At 69.8% G+C, this 23,004-nt stretch carries 23 protein-coding genes; 6 read left to right on the top strand and 17 right to left on the bottom strand.

Translation table 11 applies throughout. The features are described from left to right. Positions 1 to 91: 91 nt before the first annotated feature. Positions 92 to 418, bottom strand: a complete 327-nt coding sequence (locus AB0D48_RS10140; RefSeq protein ID WP_362393021.1) for an ATP/GTP-binding protein — start codon at positions 416 to 418, stop codon at positions 92 to 94. Between the two features lie 229 nt (positions 419 to 647). On the opposite strand from AB0D48_RS10140, the gene AB0D48_RS10135 reads away from it, so the two are divergent. Then, positions 648 to 1,679, top strand: a complete 1,032-nt coding sequence (locus tag AB0D48_RS10135; RefSeq protein WP_362393018.1) for an LLM class flavin-dependent oxidoreductase — start codon at positions 648 to 650, stop codon at positions 1,677 to 1,679. A gap of 15 nt (positions 1,680 to 1,694) precedes the next feature. On the opposite strand, the gene AB0D48_RS10130 is transcribed toward AB0D48_RS10135, so the two are convergent. Continuing rightward, positions 1,695 to 2,087 (bottom strand): SCO5389 family protein, encoded by a 393-nt coding sequence (locus AB0D48_RS10130; RefSeq protein ID WP_030660337.1) that lies wholly within the window; start codon positions 2,085 to 2,087, stop codon positions 1,695 to 1,697. A gap of 220 nt (positions 2,088 to 2,307) precedes the next feature. Here AB0D48_RS10130 and nucS point away from each other — a divergent pair, with 220 nt between their 5' ends. After that, on the top strand, positions 2,308 to 2,979 hold the full coding sequence (nucS, locus tag AB0D48_RS10125; RefSeq protein WP_362393015.1) for an endonuclease NucS: 672 nt from the start codon (positions 2,308 to 2,310) through the stop codon (positions 2,977 to 2,979). 236 nt (positions 2,980 to 3,215) lie between these two features. Here the strand turns inward: nucS and AB0D48_RS10120 are convergent, their stop codons facing one another. From AB0D48_RS10120 to AB0D48_RS10110, 3 genes are all read right to left on the bottom strand, one after another. Then, a complete protein-coding gene (locus AB0D48_RS10120) occupies positions 3,216 to 5,702 on the bottom strand; it encodes an ATP-binding protein (RefSeq protein ID WP_362393012.1) in 2,487 nt (828 codons plus the stop codon). Positions 5,703 to 5,885: 183 nt separating this feature from the next. Continuing rightward, entirely contained in the window at positions 5,886 to 6,209 is a 324-nt protein-coding gene (locus AB0D48_RS10115; RefSeq protein WP_355410659.1) for an STAS domain-containing protein, read from the bottom strand. Between the two features lie 171 nt (positions 6,210 to 6,380). Continuing rightward, a complete protein-coding gene (locus AB0D48_RS10110; protein WP_362393009.1) occupies positions 6,381 to 7,229 on the bottom strand; it encodes a 3-hydroxyacyl-CoA dehydrogenase family protein in 849 nt (282 codons plus the stop codon). Between the two features lie 300 nt (positions 7,230 to 7,529). Between AB0D48_RS10110 and AB0D48_RS10105 the strand changes: the two genes are divergently transcribed. Beyond that, positions 7,530 to 8,102 carry a cob(I)yrinic acid a,c-diamide adenosyltransferase gene (locus tag AB0D48_RS10105; RefSeq protein ID WP_362393006.1) on the top strand — a complete coding sequence of 191 codons (573 nt, stop codon included), beginning with the start codon at positions 7,530 to 7,532 and terminating at the stop codon, positions 8,100 to 8,102. A gap of 52 nt (positions 8,103 to 8,154) precedes the next feature. On the opposite strand, the gene AB0D48_RS10100 is transcribed toward AB0D48_RS10105, so the two are convergent. Next, a complete protein-coding gene (locus AB0D48_RS10100) occupies positions 8,155 to 8,700 on the bottom strand; it encodes a hypothetical protein (RefSeq protein ID WP_362393004.1) in 546 nt (181 codons plus the stop codon). 142 nt (positions 8,701 to 8,842) lie between these two features. On the opposite strand from AB0D48_RS10100, the gene AB0D48_RS10095 reads away from it, so the two are divergent. The 3 genes from AB0D48_RS10095 (at position 8,843) to AB0D48_RS10085 (ending at position 12,761) form a co-directional block, all read left to right on the top strand. After that, positions 8,843 to 10,090, top strand: a complete 1,248-nt coding sequence (locus AB0D48_RS10095; protein WP_362393001.1) for a histidine kinase — start codon at positions 8,843 to 8,845, stop codon at positions 10,088 to 10,090. After that, on the top strand, positions 10,087 to 10,740 hold the full coding sequence (locus AB0D48_RS10090) for a response regulator transcription factor (RefSeq protein ID WP_362392998.1): 654 nt from the start codon (positions 10,087 to 10,089) through the stop codon (positions 10,738 to 10,740). Before AB0D48_RS10095 ends, AB0D48_RS10090 begins: the two co-directional genes overlap by 4 nt. Before the next feature lie 122 nt (positions 10,741 to 10,862). Next, positions 10,863 to 12,761: a glycosyl hydrolase family 18 protein gene (locus tag AB0D48_RS10085; protein ID WP_362392996.1), complete on the top strand. Its 1,899-nt coding sequence runs from the start codon at positions 10,863 to 10,865 to the stop codon at positions 12,759 to 12,761. Between the two features lie 102 nt (positions 12,762 to 12,863). On the opposite strand, the gene AB0D48_RS10080 is transcribed toward AB0D48_RS10085, so the two are convergent. The 11 genes from AB0D48_RS10080 to AB0D48_RS10030 form a co-directional block, all read right to left on the bottom strand. Further along, complete coding sequence (locus AB0D48_RS10080; protein WP_362392993.1) at positions 12,864 to 13,310, bottom strand: DUF2550 domain-containing protein; 447 nt, start codon at positions 13,308 to 13,310, stop codon at positions 12,864 to 12,866. A gap of 166 nt (positions 13,311 to 13,476) precedes the next feature. Continuing rightward, positions 13,477 to 13,848 (bottom strand): F0F1 ATP synthase subunit epsilon, encoded by a 372-nt coding sequence (locus AB0D48_RS10075; protein WP_328927684.1) that lies wholly within the window; start codon positions 13,846 to 13,848, stop codon positions 13,477 to 13,479. A 139-nt stretch (positions 13,849 to 13,987) separates the two neighbouring features. Continuing rightward, complete coding sequence (gene atpD, locus AB0D48_RS10070) at positions 13,988 to 15,430, bottom strand: F0F1 ATP synthase subunit beta (RefSeq protein ID WP_030708152.1); 1,443 nt, start codon at positions 15,428 to 15,430, stop codon at positions 13,988 to 13,990. Continuing rightward, positions 15,430 to 16,347 carry a F0F1 ATP synthase subunit gamma gene (locus tag AB0D48_RS10065; protein ID WP_030708150.1) on the bottom strand — a complete coding sequence of 306 codons (918 nt, stop codon included), beginning with the start codon at positions 16,345 to 16,347 and terminating at the stop codon, positions 15,430 to 15,432. The genes atpD and AB0D48_RS10065 overlap by 1 nt, the downstream gene beginning before the upstream one ends. A 20-nt stretch (positions 16,348 to 16,367) precedes the next feature. Next, positions 16,368 to 17,963, bottom strand: a complete 1,596-nt coding sequence (atpA, locus tag AB0D48_RS10060) for a F0F1 ATP synthase subunit alpha (protein WP_030708148.1) — start codon at positions 17,961 to 17,963, stop codon at positions 16,368 to 16,370. Positions 17,964 to 18,092: 129 nt separating this feature from the next. Continuing rightward, a complete protein-coding gene (locus AB0D48_RS10055; RefSeq protein WP_030708146.1) occupies positions 18,093 to 18,908 on the bottom strand; it encodes a F0F1 ATP synthase subunit delta in 816 nt (271 codons plus the stop codon). After that, positions 18,905 to 19,447, bottom strand: coding sequence for a F0F1 ATP synthase subunit B (locus AB0D48_RS10050; protein WP_362392985.1), 543 nt, complete (start codon positions 19,445 to 19,447; stop codon positions 18,905 to 18,907). Before AB0D48_RS10050 ends, AB0D48_RS10055 begins: the two co-directional genes overlap by 4 nt. A gap of 42 nt (positions 19,448 to 19,489) precedes the next feature. Then, the gene (atpE, locus tag AB0D48_RS10045) at positions 19,490 to 19,714 is read right to left on the bottom strand and encodes an ATP synthase F0 subunit C (RefSeq protein WP_030545783.1); all 225 of its coding nucleotides are present in this window, start codon (positions 19,712 to 19,714) and stop codon (positions 19,490 to 19,492) included. A gap of 77 nt (positions 19,715 to 19,791) precedes the next feature. After that, positions 19,792 to 20,601 (bottom strand): F0F1 ATP synthase subunit A, encoded by an 810-nt coding sequence (atpB, locus tag AB0D48_RS10040; RefSeq protein WP_362393086.1) that lies wholly within the window; start codon positions 20,599 to 20,601, stop codon positions 19,792 to 19,794. A gap of 241 nt (positions 20,602 to 20,842) precedes the next feature. Then, entirely contained in the window at positions 20,843 to 21,280 is a 438-nt protein-coding gene (locus AB0D48_RS10035; protein ID WP_362296332.1) for a hypothetical protein, read from the bottom strand. 274 nt (positions 21,281 to 21,554) lie between these two features. Further along, complete coding sequence (locus tag AB0D48_RS10030) at positions 21,555 to 22,889, bottom strand: MraY family glycosyltransferase (RefSeq protein WP_362392982.1); 1,335 nt, start codon at positions 22,887 to 22,889, stop codon at positions 21,555 to 21,557. Positions 22,890 to 23,004 lie beyond the last annotated feature (115 nt).

Below are 23,004 nucleotides of genomic sequence, written 5' to 3'. Positions count from 1 at the left end.
GCGACCCGAAGCCCTACGTCTGGACCAAGACCGCGGACGAGATCCTCGAACGCCTCGCCAGCTATCTGAACAGGATTCCTGACTCAGAACACTAGTACCGGGGCGCGTTGCGGGACCGCTGCACCTTCGTGGTGCGGCGGTCCTTCGCGTTCCAGCAGGCCTTGTGCCAGTGCCGCCGGTCGTCCACGCCGCCGTACTCCGGCCAGGCCACCAGGTGCGGGGTGCCCGAGGGGATCTCCTGGTCGCAGCCCGGGCAGCGGTAGCGCTTGCCGGCGGCGCTCGCGCCCGCGACGTGCCGGACCTTCCACTCCTCGCCCTGGTACTCCTCCGTGCGCTCCAGCCCGTAGCGGTCGAGGCCGGTGCCGGGGCGTTCGTCCGGAGTCTCGCCGCCCCTGGGGCGGTTGTGGCGCGGTGACACGTATACCTCACGGATGGGCGGACGGCAGTGACTTTCTCCCAGACTACGCGCAGCGAGGACGGGTACCCGCAGGGTGGCTACCGGAGCCCGGGCCGGCGGAGAGGAATGGCCCGACAATCCCAATAACTTTCCTGTCAGCCCGTGCCTTTGGCACGTGTCACACGTTGTTGCCATAGGAAGAACCGGTCAGCCTGGGGAGGCCGCGTCAGCCGCGAGGAGGCTATAGGCGATGCGCGTAGGAGCGTTTGTACTGGCTGCCCAGTTCCCGGGCCAGGGACAGGGCGAGGCACTGCACCGGGCGGTGCGGACGGCCGAGGTGGCCGAGGAGTCGGGGCTCGACTCGGTCTGGCTCGCCGAGCACCATTTCGTCCCGTACGGGGTCTGCCCCTCGGCGGTGACGCTGGCGGCCCTGCTGTTGGGCCGGACCCGACGGCTGCGGGTGGGCACGGCGGTCAGCGTGCTGCCGAGCACGCACCCGGTGGCCCTCGGCGAGCAGGCCGCGCTGCTGCACGTGACCTCGGGCGGGCGGTTCAGCCTCGGGGTCGGCCGCGGCGGGCCGTGGGTCGACCTGGAGGTCTTCGGGGGCGGGCTGGACTCGTACGAGAACGGCTTTCCGGAGGCCCTGGACCTGCTGCGGCGCTGGCTGACGGAGCCTCGGGTGGCGGCCTCCGGCGAGCGGTACGGCTTCCGCGAGGTGGCCGTCGTACCGCGGCCGTCGGAGGCGCTGGACGCGGACGCGCCGGGCCCGGAGGTCATCGTGGCCTGCACCTCCCCCGCGTCGGTACGGCTGGCCGCGCAGCGGGGGCTGCCGATGCTGCTGGGCATGCACTGCGGGGACGAGGACAAGGCCGCGATGGTCGCGCTGTGGCGCGCCGCGGCGCTGGCCGCGGGCCACTCCCCGGAGTACGTGGCGGCCGCCGGCCATGTCTCCGCCGGGGTGTGCCAGCTGGCGGACCGTACGGCTGACGCCCGCGAGTCGCTGCTGAAGGCGATGCCGGGATGGCTCAAGCAGGGCCTGGACGCGCATGTGACGGTGGACGGCCGGGCGCGCCCGATGCGCGACCCGGTCGCGTACACGGAGCTCCTGTGCGATCTGCACCCGGTGGGCACCCCGGCGCTGGCCGCGGACCGGCTCGCGGCCACTTCGGAGCGGACCGGGATCACGCGCTTCGCCCTCCTGACGGAGGGGTCGGGCGATCTCGCCGCGACGGAGGAGAACGTACGGCGCCTCGGCGCCGAAGTCCTGCCCCGTCTCGGCTGAGATCGGCCGTCGTTGCTAACAGTCCCGCAGTTCGGGCGACTGGTTGAGCAGCTGGCCGCGGATCGAGGTGAACTTGGCCAGCCGGTCGTCCACCGACGGATCCAGCGGGAACACCGCTACCCGGTGGCAGTTCTGGAACGCCAGGCGCACTCCGAAGTGCCGCTGCAGCGCACCTCGTATCGCGTCACTCGCGAGGGCACGCAGCAGCTGCCCACGCGCCTGCTCGTCGGGCGGCGGCGTCTGGTTGTCGGCGAACTGTCCGCCGTCGACCTTCAGCTGGGCCACCAGCGAGCTGATCATCTCCCATGCGTAGGGCAGGGAGGTCCGGACGCAGTCGACGAAAGCGGCTTCGTCGACCTCGCCTCGCTCGGCCTGTTCGAGTAGGGCCGGTGAGACGTCGAGCGACATGGGTTCTCCTCTCGTGACTCCGGCGGACTGGGTTGCCGGAGTCTTACGGGCAGGGAAGGAGGCCGCGACGCTGTGTACACGCTCGGCAACCTCCCGCTCACCACGGTAGGCGTCCCATGGGTGACGCACCAGGAGAATGCGCATACAACGCGCCATCGGCGAACGGGGCTTTCAGGGGCGAATCGCGTGGAGCCCCGTCGGTCGAGTAGCGTTGCCGACCATGCGTCTCGTCATTGCCCGCTGCTCCGTCGACTACGCGGGCCGGCTCACCGCCCATCTGCCCTCGGCACCCCGTCTGATCCTCGTGAAGGCCGACGGCAGTGTCTCGATCCACGCGGACGACCGGGCGTACAAACCGCTCAACTGGATGTCGCCCCCGTGCACCCTCAAAGAGGGGAGCGGTGACGAGGCCGGTGTGTGGACCGTCGTCAACAAGGCGGGTGAGAAGCTCATCATCACCATGGAGGAAATCCTTCACGACTCCTCCCACGAGCTCGGCATCGACCCCGGCCTCATCAAGGACGGCGTGGAAGCACACCTCCAGGAACTCCTCGCGGACCGCATCGACACCCTGGGCGAGGGCTACACGCTGATCCGGCGCGAGTACATGACGGCGATCGGGCCGGTGGACATCCTGTGCCGGGACGCCTCCGGTGCGACGGTGGCGGTGGAGATCAAGCGGCGCGGCGAGATCGACGGCGTCGAGCAGCTGACCCGCTACCTGGAGCTCCTGAACCGCGACCCGCACCTGGCCCCGGTCCGTGGCGTCTTCGCGGCGCAGGAGATCAAGCCGCAGGCCAAGGTGCTGGCGACGGACCGCGGGATGGACTGCGTGGTCCTCGACTACAACGCGATGCGCGGCATCGAGGACGACAAGCTCCGCCTGTTCTGACCTTCCGGCTCTCCGGCTCTCCTGCCACAACGACAACGGCTCCGTCCACGAGGACGGAGCCGTTGTCGTTGGCCAAGGGCTGTCCCGTCATCCCCGAATGGGTAAGCGCACGGCGTCGGATGGGTGCATCGCACGGCGGAGGGGCGCCCACATACCGGGCGTATTCGGGCGTTCCGGCAACGCAGCGAGGTGCCGTAGCCGGCGTCGTGCGCCCGCCGGGGACTACGGGCCGGCCCTTAGCTGCCGGTCGTGCCCGGGCCGGTCGCCGTGCCCGTGCCGGTCGCCGTGGCGGTGGCCGTGCCCGTCCCCGTGGCGGTGGCCGTCGGCGACGGAACGACCGACGCAGAGGGCGACTCGGTGGGGGTCGGCCCGGCGGAGGTCGGCGGCACCGGGGCCGACGACGACGCCGGGGGCTGCGGCGCGGTCGGCTGCGGGCGGCGCGACGGCGTGCGCGACGGGGTCCGGCCCGGGGCCGGGGCGGCGGTCTCGCCCGGGGCGGGGGATTCCGGAGGCGGGGCCGCCGCGGGGTCGGTCGGCTCCGGTGCAGGATCGTTCCCGCTGGTTCCCGGCGCCGTCGGCGCAGCCGTCCGCGTCGGGCTGGTCGACACCGCGGGACCCTGCGCGGGCGGGGGGGCGTCCGAGGAAGCCAGCGCGAGGCTCACCACCGTGCCCAGCGCGACCACGGCCAGCGCCCCCGCGCCCACCAGCATCGCCCGGCGCCGGCGGCCGGAGTCCGGAGCGGGTCCGGCCACGGGCTCGGGCACCGTGACGGGGGCCGGCTTCGGTGACAACGGGAAGGCGTCCTCGAACACCTCCGACAGCGTCGTGGGCGGTTCCTGGCGCCGCGTCACGGGCACCACCACCCGCGTCACCGCCTCCGAGGCTGCCGAGGGGGCCGAGGCCGCTGAGGACGCCGCGGACCCGACCACCGGCCGGGCGAGCGGCCGGGCCGGCGGTCCGGCGACCGGCCGGGCGACCGTGACGGCTTCCGAAGCCCCGGAACCCCTCGGCAGGGCCGGTGTCGTGGCGCCGGCGGCCGACGACGCGGCCGGCGGCTCCAGCCGCAGCGGCGGCGACACGGCCACCTCCGCTGCCTCCCGGTCCGCGACCAGAGCCAGCGCGCGCCGGCCCGCGACCGTGCCCCGCTTGTCGGCCAGCGCACCGCGCAGCCCGATCGAGGTCTCCAGTTCGGCCCGCGCCCGGTCCAGCCGTCCCTCGCACAGCGCGAGCACACCCAGTTCGTGGTGGAAGTACGCCTGCTCGGCGACCTCTCCCGCCTTGCGCGCGGCCTCGGCACCTGCGCGCAGCACCCGCTCCCACGCCTCCCAGTGCAGCGAGGCGGCGAACGCCGGAGCCGCGGTGCGCGCCAGCAGCACCGCCGCCACCACGTCCGCACCGCCCAGCGCGGCGAGCACCGCGTCGGCCTCCGCCGCGACGCGCTGCGGGTTCACCGAGGCGTGGCCGGTCCACCAGGCGTAGTGCCGGGCGGCCGTACGGGCCCCCTCGGCCGCGGTGTCCCCGTACCCGACCTCCTCCAGCTGCCGGGCGACCCCGGAGGCCAGCCGGTAGCGCGTGCCGACCGGGGTCAGCAGCCCGCAGTCGAGCAGTTCCGCCACCGCCGAGTCGGCGTGGGTGTCCCCCACCAGCGCGGGCAGGTGCGCGTGGTGCGGCAGCTCCCCGCCCAGCGCGCACGCGATCCGCAGGGCCGCGCGCGCCGACTCGCTGACGCGGGAGGCCAGCAGCTCCGCCGGGGCCGCGGCCTCGGCCAGCGTCGGCAGCGGCACCTCCGCGGTGTCACGCGGACGCTCCTCGAAGACGCCGGGCTCCTCGTCGTCGTCCGCCTCGTCGGTGTGGTTGAGCTCGTCCCGCTGCCGCAGCAGCGCGGCGGCCTGTACGAAGCGCAGCGGGAGCCCTTCGGAGGCGAACCGCAGGTCGGAGGCCCAGGCGGTCTCCGCCTCCGTCAGTGCCCGGCCGACGGCCGCCTCCAGCAGTTCCATGCAGTCGTTCTTCCCGAGCCCGCCGAGGAAGACCTCTTCGACGTGCGAGTCGTCGGAGGGGGCGCGCGTGTCGGGGGTCGCGGCCAGCAGGTAGGCGCATTCGGGGGTGGCGCGCAGCAGCTCGTCGAGGGCGGCCCCGCCCATCTCCAGGTCGTCGAGGAGGACGACGGCTCCGATGGCGCGCACGCGGGCGAGGAGCTCGATCCGGTCGGGCCGCGCGTCCGAGGCCTCGTACACGGTCGCGTAGAGCGTGTGGAGCAGCTCGGCGGGCTGCTGGTGCCCGTAGCCGGAGAGCCGTACGACTCCGTCGGGGGCGACGCCGGCACACTGGGCGGCGACCGCGTCGAGGAGCGCGCTGCGGCCGGATCCGGCGGGCCCGGTCAGACGGACGGACCGTCCTCGGCCCAGCAGCCGTACGAGTCGCTCCAGCTCCTCCTCGCGCGCCCGCAGGGGGCGGGCGGTTGCGGGAGCTCCCGGCAGGACGGGCGGCCGGGCGGCGGCGTCCCGGGCGCTGCGGGCGGCCGCGTCGCGCTTGGCGGGACGGCCGGTTCGGGTGCCGGGCCGGAGCGGTTCTATCTCGCTGCCGTCGACGGGGTTGACGGTGAGGGTGAAGTCCGCCGCGGTCAGGGTGACCACCCGGGCGGGCACCACGGGCGCGGGCGCGGGCAGCGCCGCGGCGCCTCCGGGCTGTGCCTCCGGATGGGCCTGCCCCTGTATGCGGTCCATTGACCAAGTCCCCCGATCGCGCCGTGCGCCTCGCCGTCGTACCACCCGGCCTTCGCACACGCCGCTGCCGCTACTGGTCCGGTTTCCGCCCGAACCCTAGACCGTGGCCGGTCCTTCGGGGAACCGCGGGGGTGCCATCACCACCGGACCGTTACGTTTCCGCAGGAAAACGGGAGACGGCGTTCACACCCTGGGAAGGGACTCCGCTTCCAGTCCGCCCTCGATCGCGAGGATCCGGTGCAGCCGGGTGGCCACGAGCAGCCGCTGCATCTGCGGCGGCACCCCGCGCAGGACGAGTCGCCGTCCGGTCCGGCCGGCCCTGCGGTGCGCGCCCATGATCACGCCGAGGCCGGTCGCGTCCCAGGAGTCGAGCCCGGTGAGGTCGAGCACGAGGTCGCCGTGGCCGTCGTCGAGGGCGGTGTGGAGGACCGTACGGGCGTCCGCCGCGCTGCGCACGTCGAGGCGGCCCCCGACAGCGAGTTCAGCGTGGTCGCCCCTGATGTGCATGTGTACTCCCCGGCGGTACTGCGTACGAATGGTCCGACTGGTCCGTGGTCGGCAACTCTCACTGCAACTGACTGCCTCGCGGGCAGGGAAGTTGCCGACCGTGAGCGAACCGATACCTAATTCACCCCGACGGGTGAAGGCATTCGAACGGTGGTGCTCAGTGGCCCGGCCTCAGTGCTTGTAGAAGCCCTGCCCGCTCTTGCGGCCGATGTCCCCGGCGTCCACCATCCGGCGCATCAGCTCCGGCGGCGCGAACTTCTCGTCCTGGGACTCGGTGTAGATGTTGCTGGTTGCGTGCAGCAGGATGTCGACGCCCGTGAGGTCCGCGGTGGCGAGCGGGCCCATCGCGTGCCCGAAGCCCAGCTTGCACGCGATGTCGATGTCCTCGGCGGAGGCCACGCCCGACTCGTACAGTTTGGCGGCCTCGACGACCAGCGCGGAGATCAGACGGGTCGTCACGAAGCCGGCGACGTCGCGGTTGACGACGATGCAGGTCTTGCCGACGGACTCGGCGAACGCCCGGGTGGTGGCGAGGGTTTCGTCGCTCGTCTTGTAGCCGCGTACGAGCTCGCAGAGCTGCATCATCGGGACGGGCGAGAAGAAGTGCGCGCCGACGACCCGCTCCGGACGCTCCGTCGCGGCCGCGATCTTGGTGATCGGGATGGCGGAGGTGTTGGAGGCGAGGACGGTGTCCTCGCGCACGATCTTGTCGAGGGCGCGGAAGATCTCGTGCTTGATCTCGATCTTCTCGAAGACGGCCTCCACCACGATGTCGACGTCGGCGACCGCGTCCAGGTCGGTGGTCGTCGTGATGCGCGCGAGGGCCGCCTCGGCGTCCTCGGCGGTCAGCTTGCCCTTGGAGACGAACTTGTCGTACGAGGCCTTGATCCCGTCCGTGCCGCGGGTCAGCGCGGCGTCGGTGACATCGCGCAGTACGACGTCCCAGCCCGCCTGAGCGGAGACCTGAGCGATCCCGGAACCCATCAGTCCGGCACCGATGACGGCAAGCTTCCCAGCCACTGCACACCCCACGTTCTTGAAACGGCCCAGCCTCGAATCGGCCCAGTCTCCTGGCCCCTCCGGCGGAGACTAGCGTCCGGGCGGTGCGGTGTGACCGCGAAGTAACACGCGTCACGTCTCAGATGACGGACATCACACCGGTACGGCCCAGCACCCCTGCGGGGCGGCCCAGTTCACGTACCGTCCGTTTCGGGGTACTGGTCCTCCAGCTCCCGGAGCCGTGCCATCTCCCGCTCGGCGGCCACCCGGCGAGGGGACCGTGCCCGGAATTTCCCCGGCCGGCCCGTCTACGCTGGCGGCATGGTGAACCTCACGCGCATCTACACCCGTACCGGCGACAAGGGCACGACCGCCCTGGGCGACATGAGCCGCACGGCCAAGACCGATCTGCGGATCTCCGCGTACGCCGACGCCAACGAGGCCAACGCCGCCATCGGGACGGCGATCGCCCTCGGCGGCCTGCCGGAGGACGTGGTGAAGGTCCTGGTCCGGGTGCAGAACGACCTGTTCGACGTGGGCGCGGACCTGTGCACCCCGGTGGTCGAGAACCCGCAGTACCCGCCGCTGCGCGTGGAGCAGTTCTACGTGGACAAGCTGGAGGCGGACTGCGACGCCTTCAACGAGCAGCTGGAGAAGCTGCGCAGCTTCATCCTCCCCGGCGGCACCCCCGGCGCGGCCCTGCTGCACCAGGCTTGCACCGTCGTCCGGCGCGCCGAGCGCTCGACGTGGGCGGCGCTGGAGGTGCACGGCGAGGTCATGAACCCGCTGACCGCCACCTACCTGAACCGCCTTTCCGACCTCCTGTTCATCCTGGCCCGGACGGCCAACAAGGAGGTCGGCGACGTGCTGTGGGTGCCGGGCGGCGACCGCTAGACCCTGACGCCGACGTCCCGCCCGGGCCTGCTGTGACGACAGGGGCCGGAGCTCAGGAAACCTGGCCGGCCGGGGCCTTCTTCGGCCACACCGTGTACGCGACGGCGACCAGAGCGTGGATGCCGACCGCGCGCAGGGCCGCGAACTGCCACGCCTTGAGCGAGCTGACGTCGCCCGCGTCGCCCACGTACCAGATCGCGGTCTGGAGCAGGCCGAGGGCGACGGCGGCCGCGATGACGGTGCGCGTCCACAGCCTCCACTCGTGGGCGGCCCTCGCCTTCCCGTACCCGGCGCCGGCCGGCTTGGGCCCGCCGGCCAGCCGGTGCGCGGCGTGACCGTCGAGCCACTTGATCGTGTAGTGCCCGTAGGCGACGGTGTAGCCGATGTACAGGGCGGCGAGACCGTGCTTCCAGTCCGGCGCGGCGCCGTTCTTGAGGTCGAGCGTGGTGACGACCAGCAGGACCAGCTCCATCAGTGGCTCGCAGAGCAGGACCGCCGCGCCCAGCCGGGGCATCTTCGCGAGGTAGCGCAGGCCCAGTCCGGCGGCCAGCAGTATCCAGAAGCCGACCTCACAGGCGATGATCAGCGCGACGATCACGGGACTCTCCGTTCCGTTCGGGGTGCGGTGTGCGGGGTGCATTGAGCGAGGTGCGAGGGGTGACGTACGACCCGCTATCAGCCTCCCGCCCGGACCGGCCCAGCACGTCCTCGCCAGTGACGACCTGCGGCTGCATCCTTCGATGTACCGACAACTCGGCCTCTCCGCCGAGGTCGGCGGCCCGCACACCCTGTTGGATGGGACCGTGATCGAGAAGAGCCCTCGCCCCCACCGCGACGACGTCCTGCTCGCCGTGGTCAGTGTCCTCGCGGGCCTGGCGCTGTGGTCGCTGGGCGTCTACAGCAGCGGCGACCGGCACATGCTGCCCGCGTGGGCGGCACTGGTCCCCCTCGTCGCCCTGGGCGCGATGGAACTGCTGCGCCGCACCAAGCCGCAGCTGACGCTGGCGGTCGGCACCCTCGGTGTGATCGCCGACCAGTTCACGGTCGGCAGCCTCGCCACCGTCGTGATCTTCACCGACCTGATGTACGCCGCCGTCGTGTACGGCAAACCCGCCATGGCCCGGCGGCTCCCGGTCACGACCGGCCTGATCACGGTCGTCGTCACCATCGCCTCGGTCGCCTGGCTCCGCACCCCGCAGGCCCTGCTGATCGGCGTGGTCACCGGGATCGTGAGCTTCGCCCCGGCCCTGACCGGCGCCACCCTGCGCGACCACCGCGAGGCCGCCGTGGCGGCCCGGCTGCGCGCCGAGCAGACCGCGCTGCTGGCCGAGATGGACCGTGCGCAGGCCGTCGTCGCCGAGCGCGCCCGGATGGCCCGGGAACTGCACGACATGGTGGCCAACCACCTCTCCGCCATCGCCATCCACTCCACCGCCGCGCTGTCCATCGACACGGCCGAGACCAGTCGCGACGCCCTCGGGGTGATCCGGGAGAACAGCGTCCAGGGCCTCGCCGAGATGCGCCGGCTGATCGGGCTGCTGCGGGACGCCGGGGCGGAGCGCGAACCGGTCGCCGTACCCACGCTGGACGGCCTGGAAGCCCTGCTGGGTCAGGCCCGGACCAACGGCTCGGCGAGCGGGCTGGACTTCGTACTGCACGACGAACGGCTGCCCGGGGAGCGGACGGCGGCCCCGGTGGAGCTTGCCGCGTACCGGATCCTCCAGGAGTCGCTGACCAATGCCCTCAAGCACGCCGCCCCGGGCACGGTCACGGTCCGCGTGGCGCGCGCGGCGGGCCTGCTGACCGTAGCGGTGGACTCTCCGTACGGGGGCCGGCCCGGTCCGCGCGCCCCCGGCTCCGGGGCCGGGCTGATCGGCATGCGGGAGCGGGCGGAGCTGCTGGGCGGGGAGTTCACGGCCGGACGGGCCGGTCAGGTGTGGCGGGTGCGGGCGACACTGCCCGCCGAGGAGAGGGCGGTGAAGGCATGACCATCAGGGTGGTGGTGGCGGAGGACCAGAGCGCGGTAAGGGCCGGGCTGGTGCTCATCCTGCGCAGCGCGGGCGGCATCGAGGTGGTGGGCGAGGCGGCCGACGGGGAGGAGGCCGTGCGCCTCGCCCGCGAGCTGCGGCCTGATCTCGTCCTCATGGACGTGCAGATGCCGAAGCTCGACGGGGTGTCCGCGACCCGCGAGGTGGTCGCGGAAGGACTGGCCGATGTCCTGGTGCTGACCACCTTCGACCTGGACGAGTACGTCTTCGGGGCGCTGCGGGCGGGGGCCGCGGGCTTCCTCCTGAAGAACGCGGAGGCCGCGGACCTGATCGGGGCCGTACGGACCGTGGCGCGCGGGGAGGGACTGATCGCCCCGGCGGTGACCAGGCGGCTGATCGCCGAGTTCGCGGCCCCCCGTCCGGTGCGGGCCTCGGTGCCCCCGGAGACGGCCGCGGCCGTGGCCTCCCTGACCCGGCGGGAGCGGCAGGTGCTGGCGGCGCTGGGCGAGGGCCTGTCGAACGCGGAGATCGCCGTCCGCCTGGAGATGGCGGAGTCGACGGCGAAGACGCACGTCAGCAGGCTGCTCGGAAAACTGGAGCTGCGAAGCCGTCTCCAAGCAGCCGTACTGGCCCAGGAATTGGGGATCTAGGGCCTCGACGTCACACCGGTCTGGACCTCTTGACGGTTGGTCCAGACCTTTCTACGCTCACCCACACTGTGGTGAGCGTGCCATGACAAAGCGTGCTCACGGGCGGCGCAGGTCCCACCCCCATGTCGAGGTCGGCCCCACGACCACGACGGACCTACGGAGGATCACCCTTGAGCACAGCATCCCCACCCCGTACCGGGCGCACCCGGTTCTTCACCCGGGTCGCGGCGATCGTGGCCGCGCTCGCCCTGCCCGTCACCGGGCTCGTCGTGCTGGCAGGACCCGCCCAGGCCGCCACCTCGGCGACCGCGACGTACACCAAGGTCTCCGACTGGGGAACCGGCTTCGAGGGCAAGTGGACGGTGAAGAACACCGGCACCACCACGATCACCTCGTGGACCGTCGAGTGGGACTACCCGGCCGGCACCGCCGTCACCTCCGCCTGGGACGCCACCGTCACCAGCTCCGGTACCCACTGGACCGGCAAGAACGTGGGCTGGAACGGCACCCTCGCCCCCGGCGGGACCGCCAGCTTCGGGTTCAACGGCACCGGCGGCGGCTCCCCCGGCGGCTGCAAGATCAACGGTGCTCCCTGTGACGGCGCCCAGCCCGGCGACGCTCCCCCGACCGCCCCCGGTACCCCCACCGCGAGCAACGTCGCCGACACCTCGGTGACCCTGAGCTGGTCCGCGGCCACGGACGACAAGGGCGTCAAGAACTACGACGTCTACCGGGGCTCCAGCAAGATCGCCACTGTCACCGGGACCACGTACGCGGACTCGGGCCTCACCAAGGGCACGTCCTACACCTACAGCGTCACCGCCCGCGACACCATCGACCAGACCGGCCCCTCCTCCGGCTCCGTCTCGGTGACCACGACCGGCGGCACCGTTCCCCCGGACCCGGGCGGCAAGGTCAAGCTCGGCTACTTCACCGAGTGGGGCGTCTACGGCCGCAACTACCACGTCAAGAACCTGGTGACCTCCGGCTCCGCCTCGAAGATCACCCACATCAACTACGCCTTCGGCAACGTCCAGAACGGCCAGTGCACCATCGGTGACGCCTACGCCGACTACGACAAGGCCTACACCGCCGACCAGAGCGTCGACGGCGTCGCCGACACCTGGGACCAGCCGCTGCGCGGCAACTTCAACCAGCTGCGCAAGCTGAAGAAGCAGTACCCGAACATCAAGGTGCTCTGGTCCTTCGGGGGCTGGACCTGGTCCGGCGGCTTCGGCCAGGCCGCGGCGAACCCGGCCGCCTTCGCCCAGTCCTGCTACAACCTGGTCGAGGACCCGCGCTGGGCCGACGTCTTCGACGGCATCGACATCGACTGGGAGTACCCGAACGCCTGCGGTCTGTCCTGCGACACCAGCGGCGCCGCCGCCCTGAAGAACCTGATGTCCGCGCTGCGCACCAAGTTCGGCGGCTCCAACCTGGTCACCGCCGCCATCTCCGCCGACGGCTCCAACGGCGGCAAGCTCGACGCAGCCGACTACGCGGGAGCCGCGCAGTACGTCGACTTCTACAACGTGATGACGTACGACTTCTTCGGCGCCTGGGCGGCGCAGGGCCCGACCGCCCCGCACTCCCCACTCACCTCGTACGCCGGCATCCCCCAGCAGGGCTTCAACTCCGAGGCCGCGATCACCAAGCTCAAGGGCAAGGGCATCGCGGGCTCCAAGCTCAACCTCGGCATCGGCTTCTACGGCCGCGGCTGGACCGGCGTCACCCAGGCCGCCCCCGGCGGCACCGCCACCGGGCCCGCGCAGGGCACGTACGAGCAGGGCATCGAGGACTACAAGGTGCTCAAGGGCAGCTGCCCGGCCACCGGCACGATCGCCGGCACGGCCTATGCCAAGTGCGGCAGCAACTGGTGGAGCTACGACACCCCCGCCACCATCGCCGGGAAGATGTCCTGGGCCAAGCAGCAGGGCCTCAAGGGAGCCTTCTTCTGGGAATTCAGCGGCGACACCACCAACGGTGAGCTCGCGAACGCGATCCACACGGGACTCCGGTAAAGACCGAAGCCGGGGAGACGGGTCCGCCCCCGTCTCCCCGGCTTCTTCACCTCCGGAGTCCCTCAGGCCCAAAGGCCCTCAAGCCTTCAGGCCCTCAAGCCCTCAAGCAACGTTCACCCTTTGCCCGGGAGGCGCCGCCTCCAGCCACGCGAGGAAGCCGGTCAGCGCGTCCTCGCTCATCGCCAGCTCCAGGCGCGTCCCCCGGTGGAGGGCGCCGAGCACGACGGCGTCGGAGAGCAGGGCCAGCTCCTCCTCGCCCTCGGGAGCGCGGCGCGAGACGACCTCGATGGAGGAACGCTCCAGCAGCCGGCGCGGGCGGTGCGAGTAGCTGAAAACGCGGAACCATTCGATCCGGTCGCCGCTGTAGCGGGCGACACCGTACACCCAGCCCTTGCCGGAGGTGTCGGTCTTCTCCGGCACACCCCAGCGCATGCTGCAGTCGAAGGTGCCGCCGGACCGCTGGATGAGTCTGCGGCGCAGCCCGAAGACAAACAGCCCGATCACCACCAGGGCTACGACCAGGCCGCTCACAAGCAGAGCGAGGAGCATCTTCACCGACCTCCTCGCTCATCGAAAAACTACAAACGAAAAACGGACCCGCATCGCCTCAGCCGCGACCCGGTCTGGAAAATTCCAGAACGGACCGCGGCTGAGGTCTGCCGTGTCCCGGAGGGTGGTCCCCCCGGGACTCAGCGGTTCTAACTCCGACGGGTGTTCAGCCCGTTACGGCGCGCAGCCGGACATCCGCGCGACGCTCGGCGGCCGCGTCGGCCTCCGCCTTCGCGCGCTCCAGTGCCCGCTCCGCACGCTGGACGTCAATCTCGTCCGCGAGCTCGGCGATCTCGGCCAGCAGGGACAGCTTGTTGTCCGCGAACGAGATGAAACCGCCGTGCACCGCCGCGACGACAGTGTCGCCCCCGCTGGTACGGATGGTCACAGGGCCCGATTCCAGCACACCGAGAAGCGGCTGGTGACCGGGCATGACGCCGATGTCGCCGGACGTGGTGCGGGCGACAACAAGGGTGGCCTCGCCGGACCAGACATTGCGGTCCGCCGCGACCAGCTCGACGTGCAGCTCAGCAGCCAAGGTGGCTCCTCGGGTCACCACCCGGCGGTTCAGCCGGGTGTTGGGTCAAATTCTAATGGGCGTGGGGAGAGGGACGGGACCTACCCGCCCCTCTCCGTGATCCTTCGAACCGGATGCGCCCCTCGCGGAGCGCGCCGGATCAGGAGACGCCCAGCTCCTTGGCGTTGGCCTTCAGGTCCTCGATGCCACCGCACAGGAAGAACGCCTGCTCGGGGAAGTGGTCGTAGTCACCGTCGCAGATCGCGTTGAACGCGGTGATCGACTCCTCGAGCGGAACGTCCGACCCGTCCACGCCGGTGAACTGCTTCGCCACGTGGGTGTTCTGCGACAGGAAGCGCTCGACGCGACGGGCACGGTGGACAACGAGCTTGTCCTCCTCGCCCAGCTCGTCGATACCGAGGATCGCGATGATGTCCTGGAGGTCCTTGTACTTCTGGAGGATCCCCTTGACGCGCATCGCCGTGGCGTAGTGGTCCGCCGCGATGTACCGCGGGTCGAGGATGCGGGACGTCGAGTCCAGCGGGTCCACGGCCGGGTAGATGCCCTTCTCGGAGATCGGACGGGAAAGAACCGTCGTCGCGTCGAGGTGGGCGAAGGTGGTCGCCGGCGCCGGGTCGGTCAGGTCGTCCGCGGGGACGTAGATCGCCTGCATCGAGGTGATCGAGTGACCACGCGTCGAGGTGATGCGCTCCTGCAGCAGACCCATCTCGTCAGCCAGGTTCGGCTGGTAACCCACTGCGGACGGCATGCGGCCGAGCAGCGTGGAGACCTCGGAACCGGCCTGGGTGTAACGGAAGATGTTGTCGATGAAGAAGAGCACGTCCTGCTTCTGCACATCGCGGAAGTACTCCGCCATGGTCAGACCGGCAAGCGCGACGCGAAGACGGGTGCCCGGGGGCTCGTCCATCTGGCCGAAGACAAGCGCCGTCTTGTCGATGACGCCCGAGTCGGCCATTTCCTCGATGAGGTCGTTGCCCTCACGGGTACGCTCACCGACGCCCGCGAAGACCGACACACCGTCGTGGTTGTTGGCGACGCGGTAGATCATTTCCTGGATCAGAACGGTCTTGCCGACACCGGCACCACCGAACAGACCGATCTTTCCACCCTTGACGTACGGGGTGAGAAGGTCGATGACCTTGACGCCGGTCTCGAACATCTCGGTCTTCGACTCGAGCTCGTCGAAGCGGGGGGCCTTGCGGTGGATCGGCCAGCGCTCGGTGACGTTGGCGTTCTCCTCCGGGTAGTTCAGCACCTCACCGAGGGTGTTGAACACCTTGCCCTTGGTGAAGTCACCGACGGGGACGGTGATGCCCTCGCCCGTGTCGGTCACCGGGGCCTGGCGGACCAGACCGTCGGTCGGCTGCATCGAGATGGTACGGACGAGGCCGTCACCCAGGTGCTGCGCGACCTCAAGGGTCAGGGTCTTGAGCTTGCCGTCCTCGGCCGGGTCGGCGACCTGGACCTTGAGGGCGTTGTAGATCTCGGGCATGGCGTCGACGGGGAACTCCACGTCGACGACCGGGCCGATGACCCGGGCGACGCGGCCCGTGGCGGCGGCCGTCTCAACAGTGGTCGTCATTACTTGTCACTCCCCGCGGTCGCGTCAGCCATGGCGCTCGCGCCACCGACGATCTCGCTGATTTCCTGGGTGATTTCGGCCTGGCGGGCCGCGTTGGCAAGCCGGGAGAGGCTCTTGATGAGGTCTCCGGCGTTGTCGGTCGCCGCCTTCATCGCACGGCGGCGGGCGGCGTGCTCGGAAGCGGCCGACTGCAGCAGTGCGTTGTAGATACGGCTCTCGACGTAGCGCGGCAGCAGGGCGTCGAGGACGTCCTCCGCCGACGGCTCGAAGTCGAACAGCGGAAGGATCTCGCCCTTCGTACCGCTCTCCTCCGCAGCCTGGTCGAGGCTGAGCGGCAGCATCCGGCCGTCGACCGGGTTCTGCGTCATCATCGACACGAATTCCGTGTAGACGATGTGCAGCTCGTCGACGCCACCCTCGGCCGTCTCCGTCTGGATGGCCTCGATCAGCGGCCCGGCGACGCGCTTGGCGTCGGCGTAGGCCGGGCTGTCGGTGAAGCCGGTCCACGAATCCGCGACCTTGCGCTCGCGGAAGCCGTAGTAGGCCAGACCCTTGCGGCCGACGATGTACGTGTCGACGTCCTTGCCCTCAGCGCGCAGCCGCTCGGTGAGCCGCTCCGCCTGCTTGATGGCGTTCGAGGAGTAGCCGCCGGCCAGACCGCGGTCGCTCGTGATGAGCACGATCGCGGCACGGGTCGGCGTCTCGACCTCGGTGGTCAGGGCGTGCTTGGTGTTCGAGCCGGTCGCCACCGCGGTCACCGCACGGGTGAGCTCGGTCGCGTACGGCATCGATGCCGCCACCTTGCGCTGCGCCTTGACGATGCGCGAGGCGGCGATCATCTCCATCGCCTTGGTGATCTTCTTGGTCGCCGTGATGGCACGGATGCGACGCTTGTAGACCCGGAGCTGCGCTCCCATGAGTCAGGTCCCTTCCGTCGTCACTTGGAGACGTTGACGGCCGGTGCGTCCTCGCCCAGGAGCTTGCCGTCCGAGGTCTCGAACTGGCGCTTGAAGGAAGCGATGGCGTCCGCGATCGACGTCAGGGTGTCGTCCGACATCTTGCCGCCGTCGGCGATGGAGGTGAGGAGGTCCTTGCGCTCGCGGCGCAGGTGCTCCAGCAGCTCCGACTCGAAGCGACGGATGTCGTTGACCGGGACGTCGTCCATCTTGCCGGTGGTACCGGCCCAGACGGAGATGACCTGCTCCTCGACGGGCATCGGCTGGTACTGGCCCTGCTTCAGCAGCTCGACCAGACGCTTGCCTCGCTCCAGCGCGGCCTTCGACGCGGCGTCCAGGTCGGAACCGAAGGCGGCGAACGCCTCCAGCTCGCGGTACTGGGCGAGGTCCAGGCGCAGACGGCCGGAAACCTGCTTCATGGCCTTGTGCTGGGCGGAGCCACCGACACGGGAGACCGAGATACCGACGTTCAGCGCCGGGCGCTGGCCCGCGTTGAACAGGTCGGACTCAAGGAAGCACTGGCCGTCGGTGATGGAGATGACGTTGGTCGGGATGAACGCCGACACGTCGTTCGCCTTGGTCTCGACGATCGGCAGACCGGTCATCGAACCGGCACCCATGTCATCGGACAGCTTCGCGCAGCGCTCCAGCAGACGGGAGTGCAGGTAGAAGACGTCACCCGGGTAGGCCTCACGGCCCGGCGGGCGGCGCAGCAGCAGCGACACGGCGCGGTAGGCGTCGGCCTGCTTCGACAGGTCGTCGAAGATGATCAGGACGTGCTTGCCGGCGTACATCCAGTGCTGGCCGATGGCGGAACCGGTGTACGGCGCCAGGTACTTGAAGCCGGCCGGGTCGGACGCCGGGGCGGCGACGATCGTCGTGTACTCGAGCGCACCGGCGTCTTCCAGGGCGCCGCGAACGGACGCGATGGTCGAGCCCTTCTGGCCGATGGCGACGTAGATGCAGCGAACCTGCTTGTTCACGTCGCCGGAGCGCCAGTTGTCGCGCTGGTTGATGATCGTGTCGACGGCCAGGGCGGTCTTACCCGTCTGGCGGTCACCGATGATCAGCTGACGCTGGCCGCGGCCGACGGGGACCATCGCGTCGATGGCCTTGTAGCCGGTCTGCATCGGCTCGTGGACCGACTTGCGGACCATGACGCCGGGGGCCTGCAGCTCGAGGGCGCGGCGGCCTTCGGTCGCGATCTCGCCGAGACCGTCGATCGGGTTGCCGAGCGGGTCGACGACGCGGCCGAGGTAGCCCTCGCCGACGCCGACGGAGAGCACCTCACCGGTGCGCTGCACCGGCTGGCCCTCCTCGATACCGCTGAACTCGCCGAGGACGACCGCACCGATCTCGCGCTCCTCGAGGTTGAGGGCGAGACCGAGGGTGCCGTCCTCGAACTTCAGCAGCTCGTTCGCCATGGCGGAGGGCAGGCCCTCCACCTTCGCGATGCCGTCGCCGGCAACGCTGACCGTTCCGACCTCCTCGCGCGAGGCCGCGTCCGGCTGGTACGACTGGACAAAGTTCTCCAGTGCGTCCCGGATCTCCTCCGGCCGGATCGTGAGCTCCGCCATCTGGGTTCCCTGCTCTCCTTGTTGGGCCTGAAGCTTCTTAGGGGTCTGGGGGCGACCCCCAGGAATCTTCTGCAAGTTCTGCACGGCCCAACCGGGCCGCTAGGAATGCTTTGTTCTTTTGGTGGCTGGTCAGCCGGCCATGCGGCGGGACGCCTCTGCGAGGCGGTCCGCGATGGTGCCGTCGATGACCTCGTCGCCGACTCGCACCGAGATCCCGCCGAGGACCTCGGGGTCCACGTCGAGGTTCAGGTGCATCTGGCGGCCGTACAGCTTGGCCAGCACCGCGCCGAGGCGTGCCTTCTGCACGTCGCTGAGCGGAACCGCGCTGGTCACGGTGGCGACCATGCGGTCACGGCGCTCGGCGGCGAGCTTGGAAAGGGACTCGAGTCCCGCTTCCAGGCTACGTCCACGCGGGTGCGTGACAAGACGGATCACCAGGCGCTCGGTGACGGCGTTCACCTTGCCGCCGAGCAGGCTGCGCAGCAGCTCGCTCTTGGCGGAGGCGGTGGCCGCGCGGTCGGTCAGCGCGGAACGCAGCTCGGTGCTCGAGGAGACGATCCGGCCGAACCGGAACACCTCGTCCTCGACGTTGTCGAGCGCGCCGCCCTGCTGGGCCGCCGTGAGGTCGGCGGTGGCCGCCAGCTCCTCCAGCGAGTCCACCAGGTCGCGGGACTGCGACCAGCGGGACCGGACCATGCCGGACACCAGATCGAGGGTCTCCCCGCCGACCTGGCCGCCGAGCAGCCGCCCGGCCAGCTCGGCCTTGGCCTCGCCGGACTGCGCCGGGTCGGTGAGGACCCGACGCAGCGAGACCTCACGGTCGAGCAGCGCGGTGACGGCAGCCAGCTCACCGGCGAGCTTCGCCGCGTCGACGGACGTATTGTCCGTCAGCGCGTCGAGACGCTCACGCGCGGAGGCCAGCGCCTCGCGGCTCGCTCCGTTCATCGGGCGGCCTCGGCCTTCTCCTCGAGCTCGCTGAGGAAGCGGTCGATGGTGCGGCTCTGCCGGGCGTGGTCCTCGAGGGACTCGCCGACGAGCTTTCCGGCCAGGTCGGTGGCGAGCTTGCCCACGTCCTGACGCAGCGCCTGGGAAGCGGCCTTGCGGTCCGCCGCGATCTGGGCGTGGCCGGCAGCGATGATCTCCTCACGCTGCCGCTGGCCCTCTGCGCGCAGTTCTTCCTTGAGCGCAGTGCCCTGCTCCAGCGCTTCCTGGCGCAGGCGCGCGGCCTCGTGCCGGGCTTCGGCGAGCTGGGCCTTGTACTGCTCCAGGACGCTCTGGGCCTCGGTCTGAGCGGCTTCTGCCTTTTCGATACCGCCTTCGATCGCCGCGTGGCGCTCGTCCAGAACCTTGTTGATGTTCGGGAGGAGCTTCTTCGCGAGGAAACCGAAGACGATGACGAAGGCGATCAGACCGATGACGAGCTCGGGGATCGGCGGGACGAGGGGGTTACCCGGCTCCTCGGCCGCGAGAACCAGGAGGTTCACATCAGTGCCTTTCGTCGATTCGGACTAGTCGTGGAGTTCGTCTTAGTAGACGAACGGCATGACCAGACCGATGAGGGCGAGCGCCTCACAGAAGGCGAAGCCGAGGATCTGGTTGGCGCGGATCAGACCGGCAGCCTCGGGCTGACGGGCGAGAGCCTGCGTGCCGTTACCGAAGATGATGCCGACGCCGACGCCCGGGCCGATCGCCGCGAGACCGTAACCGACGGAGCTGAGGGAACCTTCGACGGCAGCAAGGGTCTGGGACATGCCAGTTCTTCCTTCTCTTTCATGGACCGGTGGGGGTTGGCCACCGGACGATTCGGGGGTTTGCGGAGCGGACTCGCTCAGTGGTGCTCGGCGAGCGCGCCCTGCAGGAAGCTGCAGGCCAGGAGCACGAAGACGTACGCCTGAACAGCCTGGATGAAGAGCTCGAACGCGGTCATCACGATGACCATGACGAACGAGACACCGGCGTAGGCGATGCCGATCCCGTTCAGCAGGTACCAGCTGGCGATGGTGAACAGCAGCAGCAGGGTGTGACCGGCGAACATGTTCGCGAACAGTCGGACCGCGTGGGTGAACGGGCGGACGATGACGTTCGAGAAGAACTCGATCACCATGACCATCGGCAGGATCGGGCCGAGGGACTTGTCGTAGCCCGTGAGGTTCTTGAAGCCGCCGACGAAGCCGTGGCGCTTGAAGGTCACCGACATCCACATGACGTAGATGATGGCGGCGAGGCCGGCCGGGTACGCGATGACCGCGGTCACCGGGAACTGGGCGAGCGGCACGATCGACCACAGGTTCATGATCCAGACGAAGAAGAACGTCGCGACCATGAAGGGGACGTACTTCTCGCCTTCCTTCTTACCGAGCGTCTCGTAGACGATGCCGCGGCGTACGAAGTCGTAGCCCGCCTCGGCGACCATCTGCAGCTTGCCCGGGACGACCTTCGGCTTCCGGAACGCGGCCCAGAAGAAGCCGACGATGATGATCGAGCCCAGCAGGGCCAGCAGCATCGTCTTGTTGAAGTACAGGTTGCTGTCCGCGTCGCCGAAGATCGGCTTGAACAGGAACGAGTACAGGGTCGGGCCCGGGAAGCCGCAGCCAGTGCCGTCTTCGAAATGACAGTTGATATCGAAGGCGAGCGTCATGTCAGCAGCACTCACCGCAGGGCTCCTTCAGCGTGGCGCATAGGTACGGCAACCTCGTTGTGTCGGCGCGGCGCGCAGCCGCGGTTCGGCACTGGACTGGTGTAACGGATGGTGGGGCGGCTATCAGGCATCGAGCCTCGCGATGGAACAGGCGTCAGCTCAGATGCCCGCGCCCGCAGTGCCGCAGTTGGCACCGGACGATAGCAGGACGCCGAACTCGTACTTATCCCGACCCTACCCCTCACGACTTCGGTCCCGGATTTTCGGGCTTGTCGCCCTTCATCGAGTCCGGTTCGACGTAGAGGATCTTGGCCTTCATATGAGCACGGGTCTGTGCGCCGATCCACACGAGGGTGGTGGCGACGAGCGTGATCGCGAAGGCCTTGGGGTGGAACAGGGTGGTGTTCTTGAACGCGGCGAGAAAGACGAAGAGCAGCAGAATCTGGGCCGCGTAGAGCATGAGCCCCATGGCCTGGAAGAGATGCGGGAGTGATTTCGCCGTGCGCTGCAGAACGACGAATCCGATGCCCATGAAGAGAATCACGACCAGCGTGGCGACGACGGCACCGACCGCACCCTTGCCTCCGACGACCAGAGCGCTGATCACGGCGGCGAGAGCGCCGGCGGCAGCGGTGGGTACGGCGGCTTGCAGGAGGGATCGGACGTCATCTGACCGCATGGCGGTTTGCTCCGCGTGGTGGTGGGGGCACGGGACTCGTACGGGACGAGCGTAAGCCCGGTCCGAGTGTGATCCTCGGGCCAATGGACCGTCGCACTACGGTCCTTCGGCTCTGTCGCCGGGTTTAGTGAACGGTATCACAAACTATTTGATGAGAGCTTTACCTGCGAAGTGTGCTGACTGTCACACATGAGAGGGACCCTGCGCGTGTGTGCGCGACAGGGGAACCTCTTGTCTAGTAAAGGGCGTTCATGTCCGACATGCGCCAACGCTGTCAGCGCGTTGATTCAGCCTTACGCCGGTCGGGGAAACGCGAACGGGGGCCGATGGCAGTCGCTCCATTGACGCCTGACACACCGGCGGCGATCGGCCTGACGGGCTCCGGCTCGGCGCCCGAGGCATCCGCGGCGGCGGCTTCCGCCGCGGCCTCGGCGGCCCGTGCGGCATGCCGGTAGCGCGGCGGCACGAGCCTCTCCGCCCAGCGCGGAGCGCGCGGGGTGAACCGCGGCAGGAGGAGCAGGATCAGGCCCACCGCGCTCAGCGCTGCGATCGCCAGCACGATCCACATCGAGGCGGAATTCACCGAATACGCCACGGTGCCGAAGGCGATCAGTCCCGACCAGAAATACATGATCAGCACCGCTCGGCTGTGTGAATGCCCGAGTTCCAGGAGCCTGTGGTGGAGGTGCCCGCGGTCGGCCGCGAAGGGCGACTGGCCCTTCCAGGTGCGCCGGACGATGGCCAGGATCAGGTCCGCCATCGGGATCGCGATGATGGTCAGCGGCAGCAGCAGCGGGATGAAGACGGGGAGCATCGCGTGCGTCGCGTTGCGCTCACCACCCGCGAACAGGGCCAGCGCGTCCGGGTCCACCTGCCCGCTGATGGAGATCGCCGAGGCGGCCAGCACCAGGCCGATGAGCATCGAGCCGGAGTCGCCCATGAAGATCCGGGCGGGGTGCATGTTGTGCGGCAGGAAGCCCAGGCACATCCCCATCAGGATCGCGGCGAAGAGGGTCGCCGGCGCGGCCTGTTCGATGCCGTAGCCGAACCAGAGGCGGTACGCGTAGAGGAAGAGCGCGGCGGCAGCGATGCAGACCATGCCGGCGGCGAGGCCGTCCAGTCCGTCCACGAAGTTCACCGCGTTGATGGTGATCACGACGAGGGCCACGGTGAGCAGGTTGCCCTGCCACTGGGTGAGCGGGACCGTCCCGATCCACGGGACGGGGATCCACAGGATGGTCAGACCCTGCATGACCATCACACCGGCGGAGATCATCTGTGCGCCGAGCTTGATCAGGGCGTCGAGCTCGAACTTGTCGTCGAGCACGCCGACCAGCCAGATGAGGGCGGCACCGGAGAGCAGCGCGCGCGGTTCGTTCGACAGCTCGAAGACGCCGTTGAGGTTCCGCAGGTTGTCCGCGACCAGCAGCCCCGCGCACAGACCGCCGAACATGGCGATGCCGCCCAGCCGCGGCGTGGGCTCGCGGTGCACGTCGCGGGCGCGGATCTCCGGCATGGCCCCGGCCGCGATCGCGAACTTCCGCACGGGCCCGGTCAGCAGGTAGGTCACCGCGACCGTGACGCAAAGCGTCAGCAGATATTCACGCACGGGCTGCCCCAGATGTATCGCCGGCCATCTCAGCCCCACACATTAGCTGTGATGTCGCTACCACCGAGGACGCGAGGGGGCGGCATCCCGGTTGCAGTACGCCCCTCTTGTCCTG

The organism is Streptomyces sp. NPDC048269, from assembly GCF_040652395.1.
In the GTDB taxonomy this organism is placed as follows: Bacteria; Actinomycetota; Actinomycetes; order Streptomycetales; family Streptomycetaceae; genus Streptomyces.
Note: the sequence above shows the minus strand (reverse complement) of the source record. Positions and strands in the feature narration are given on the sequence as shown.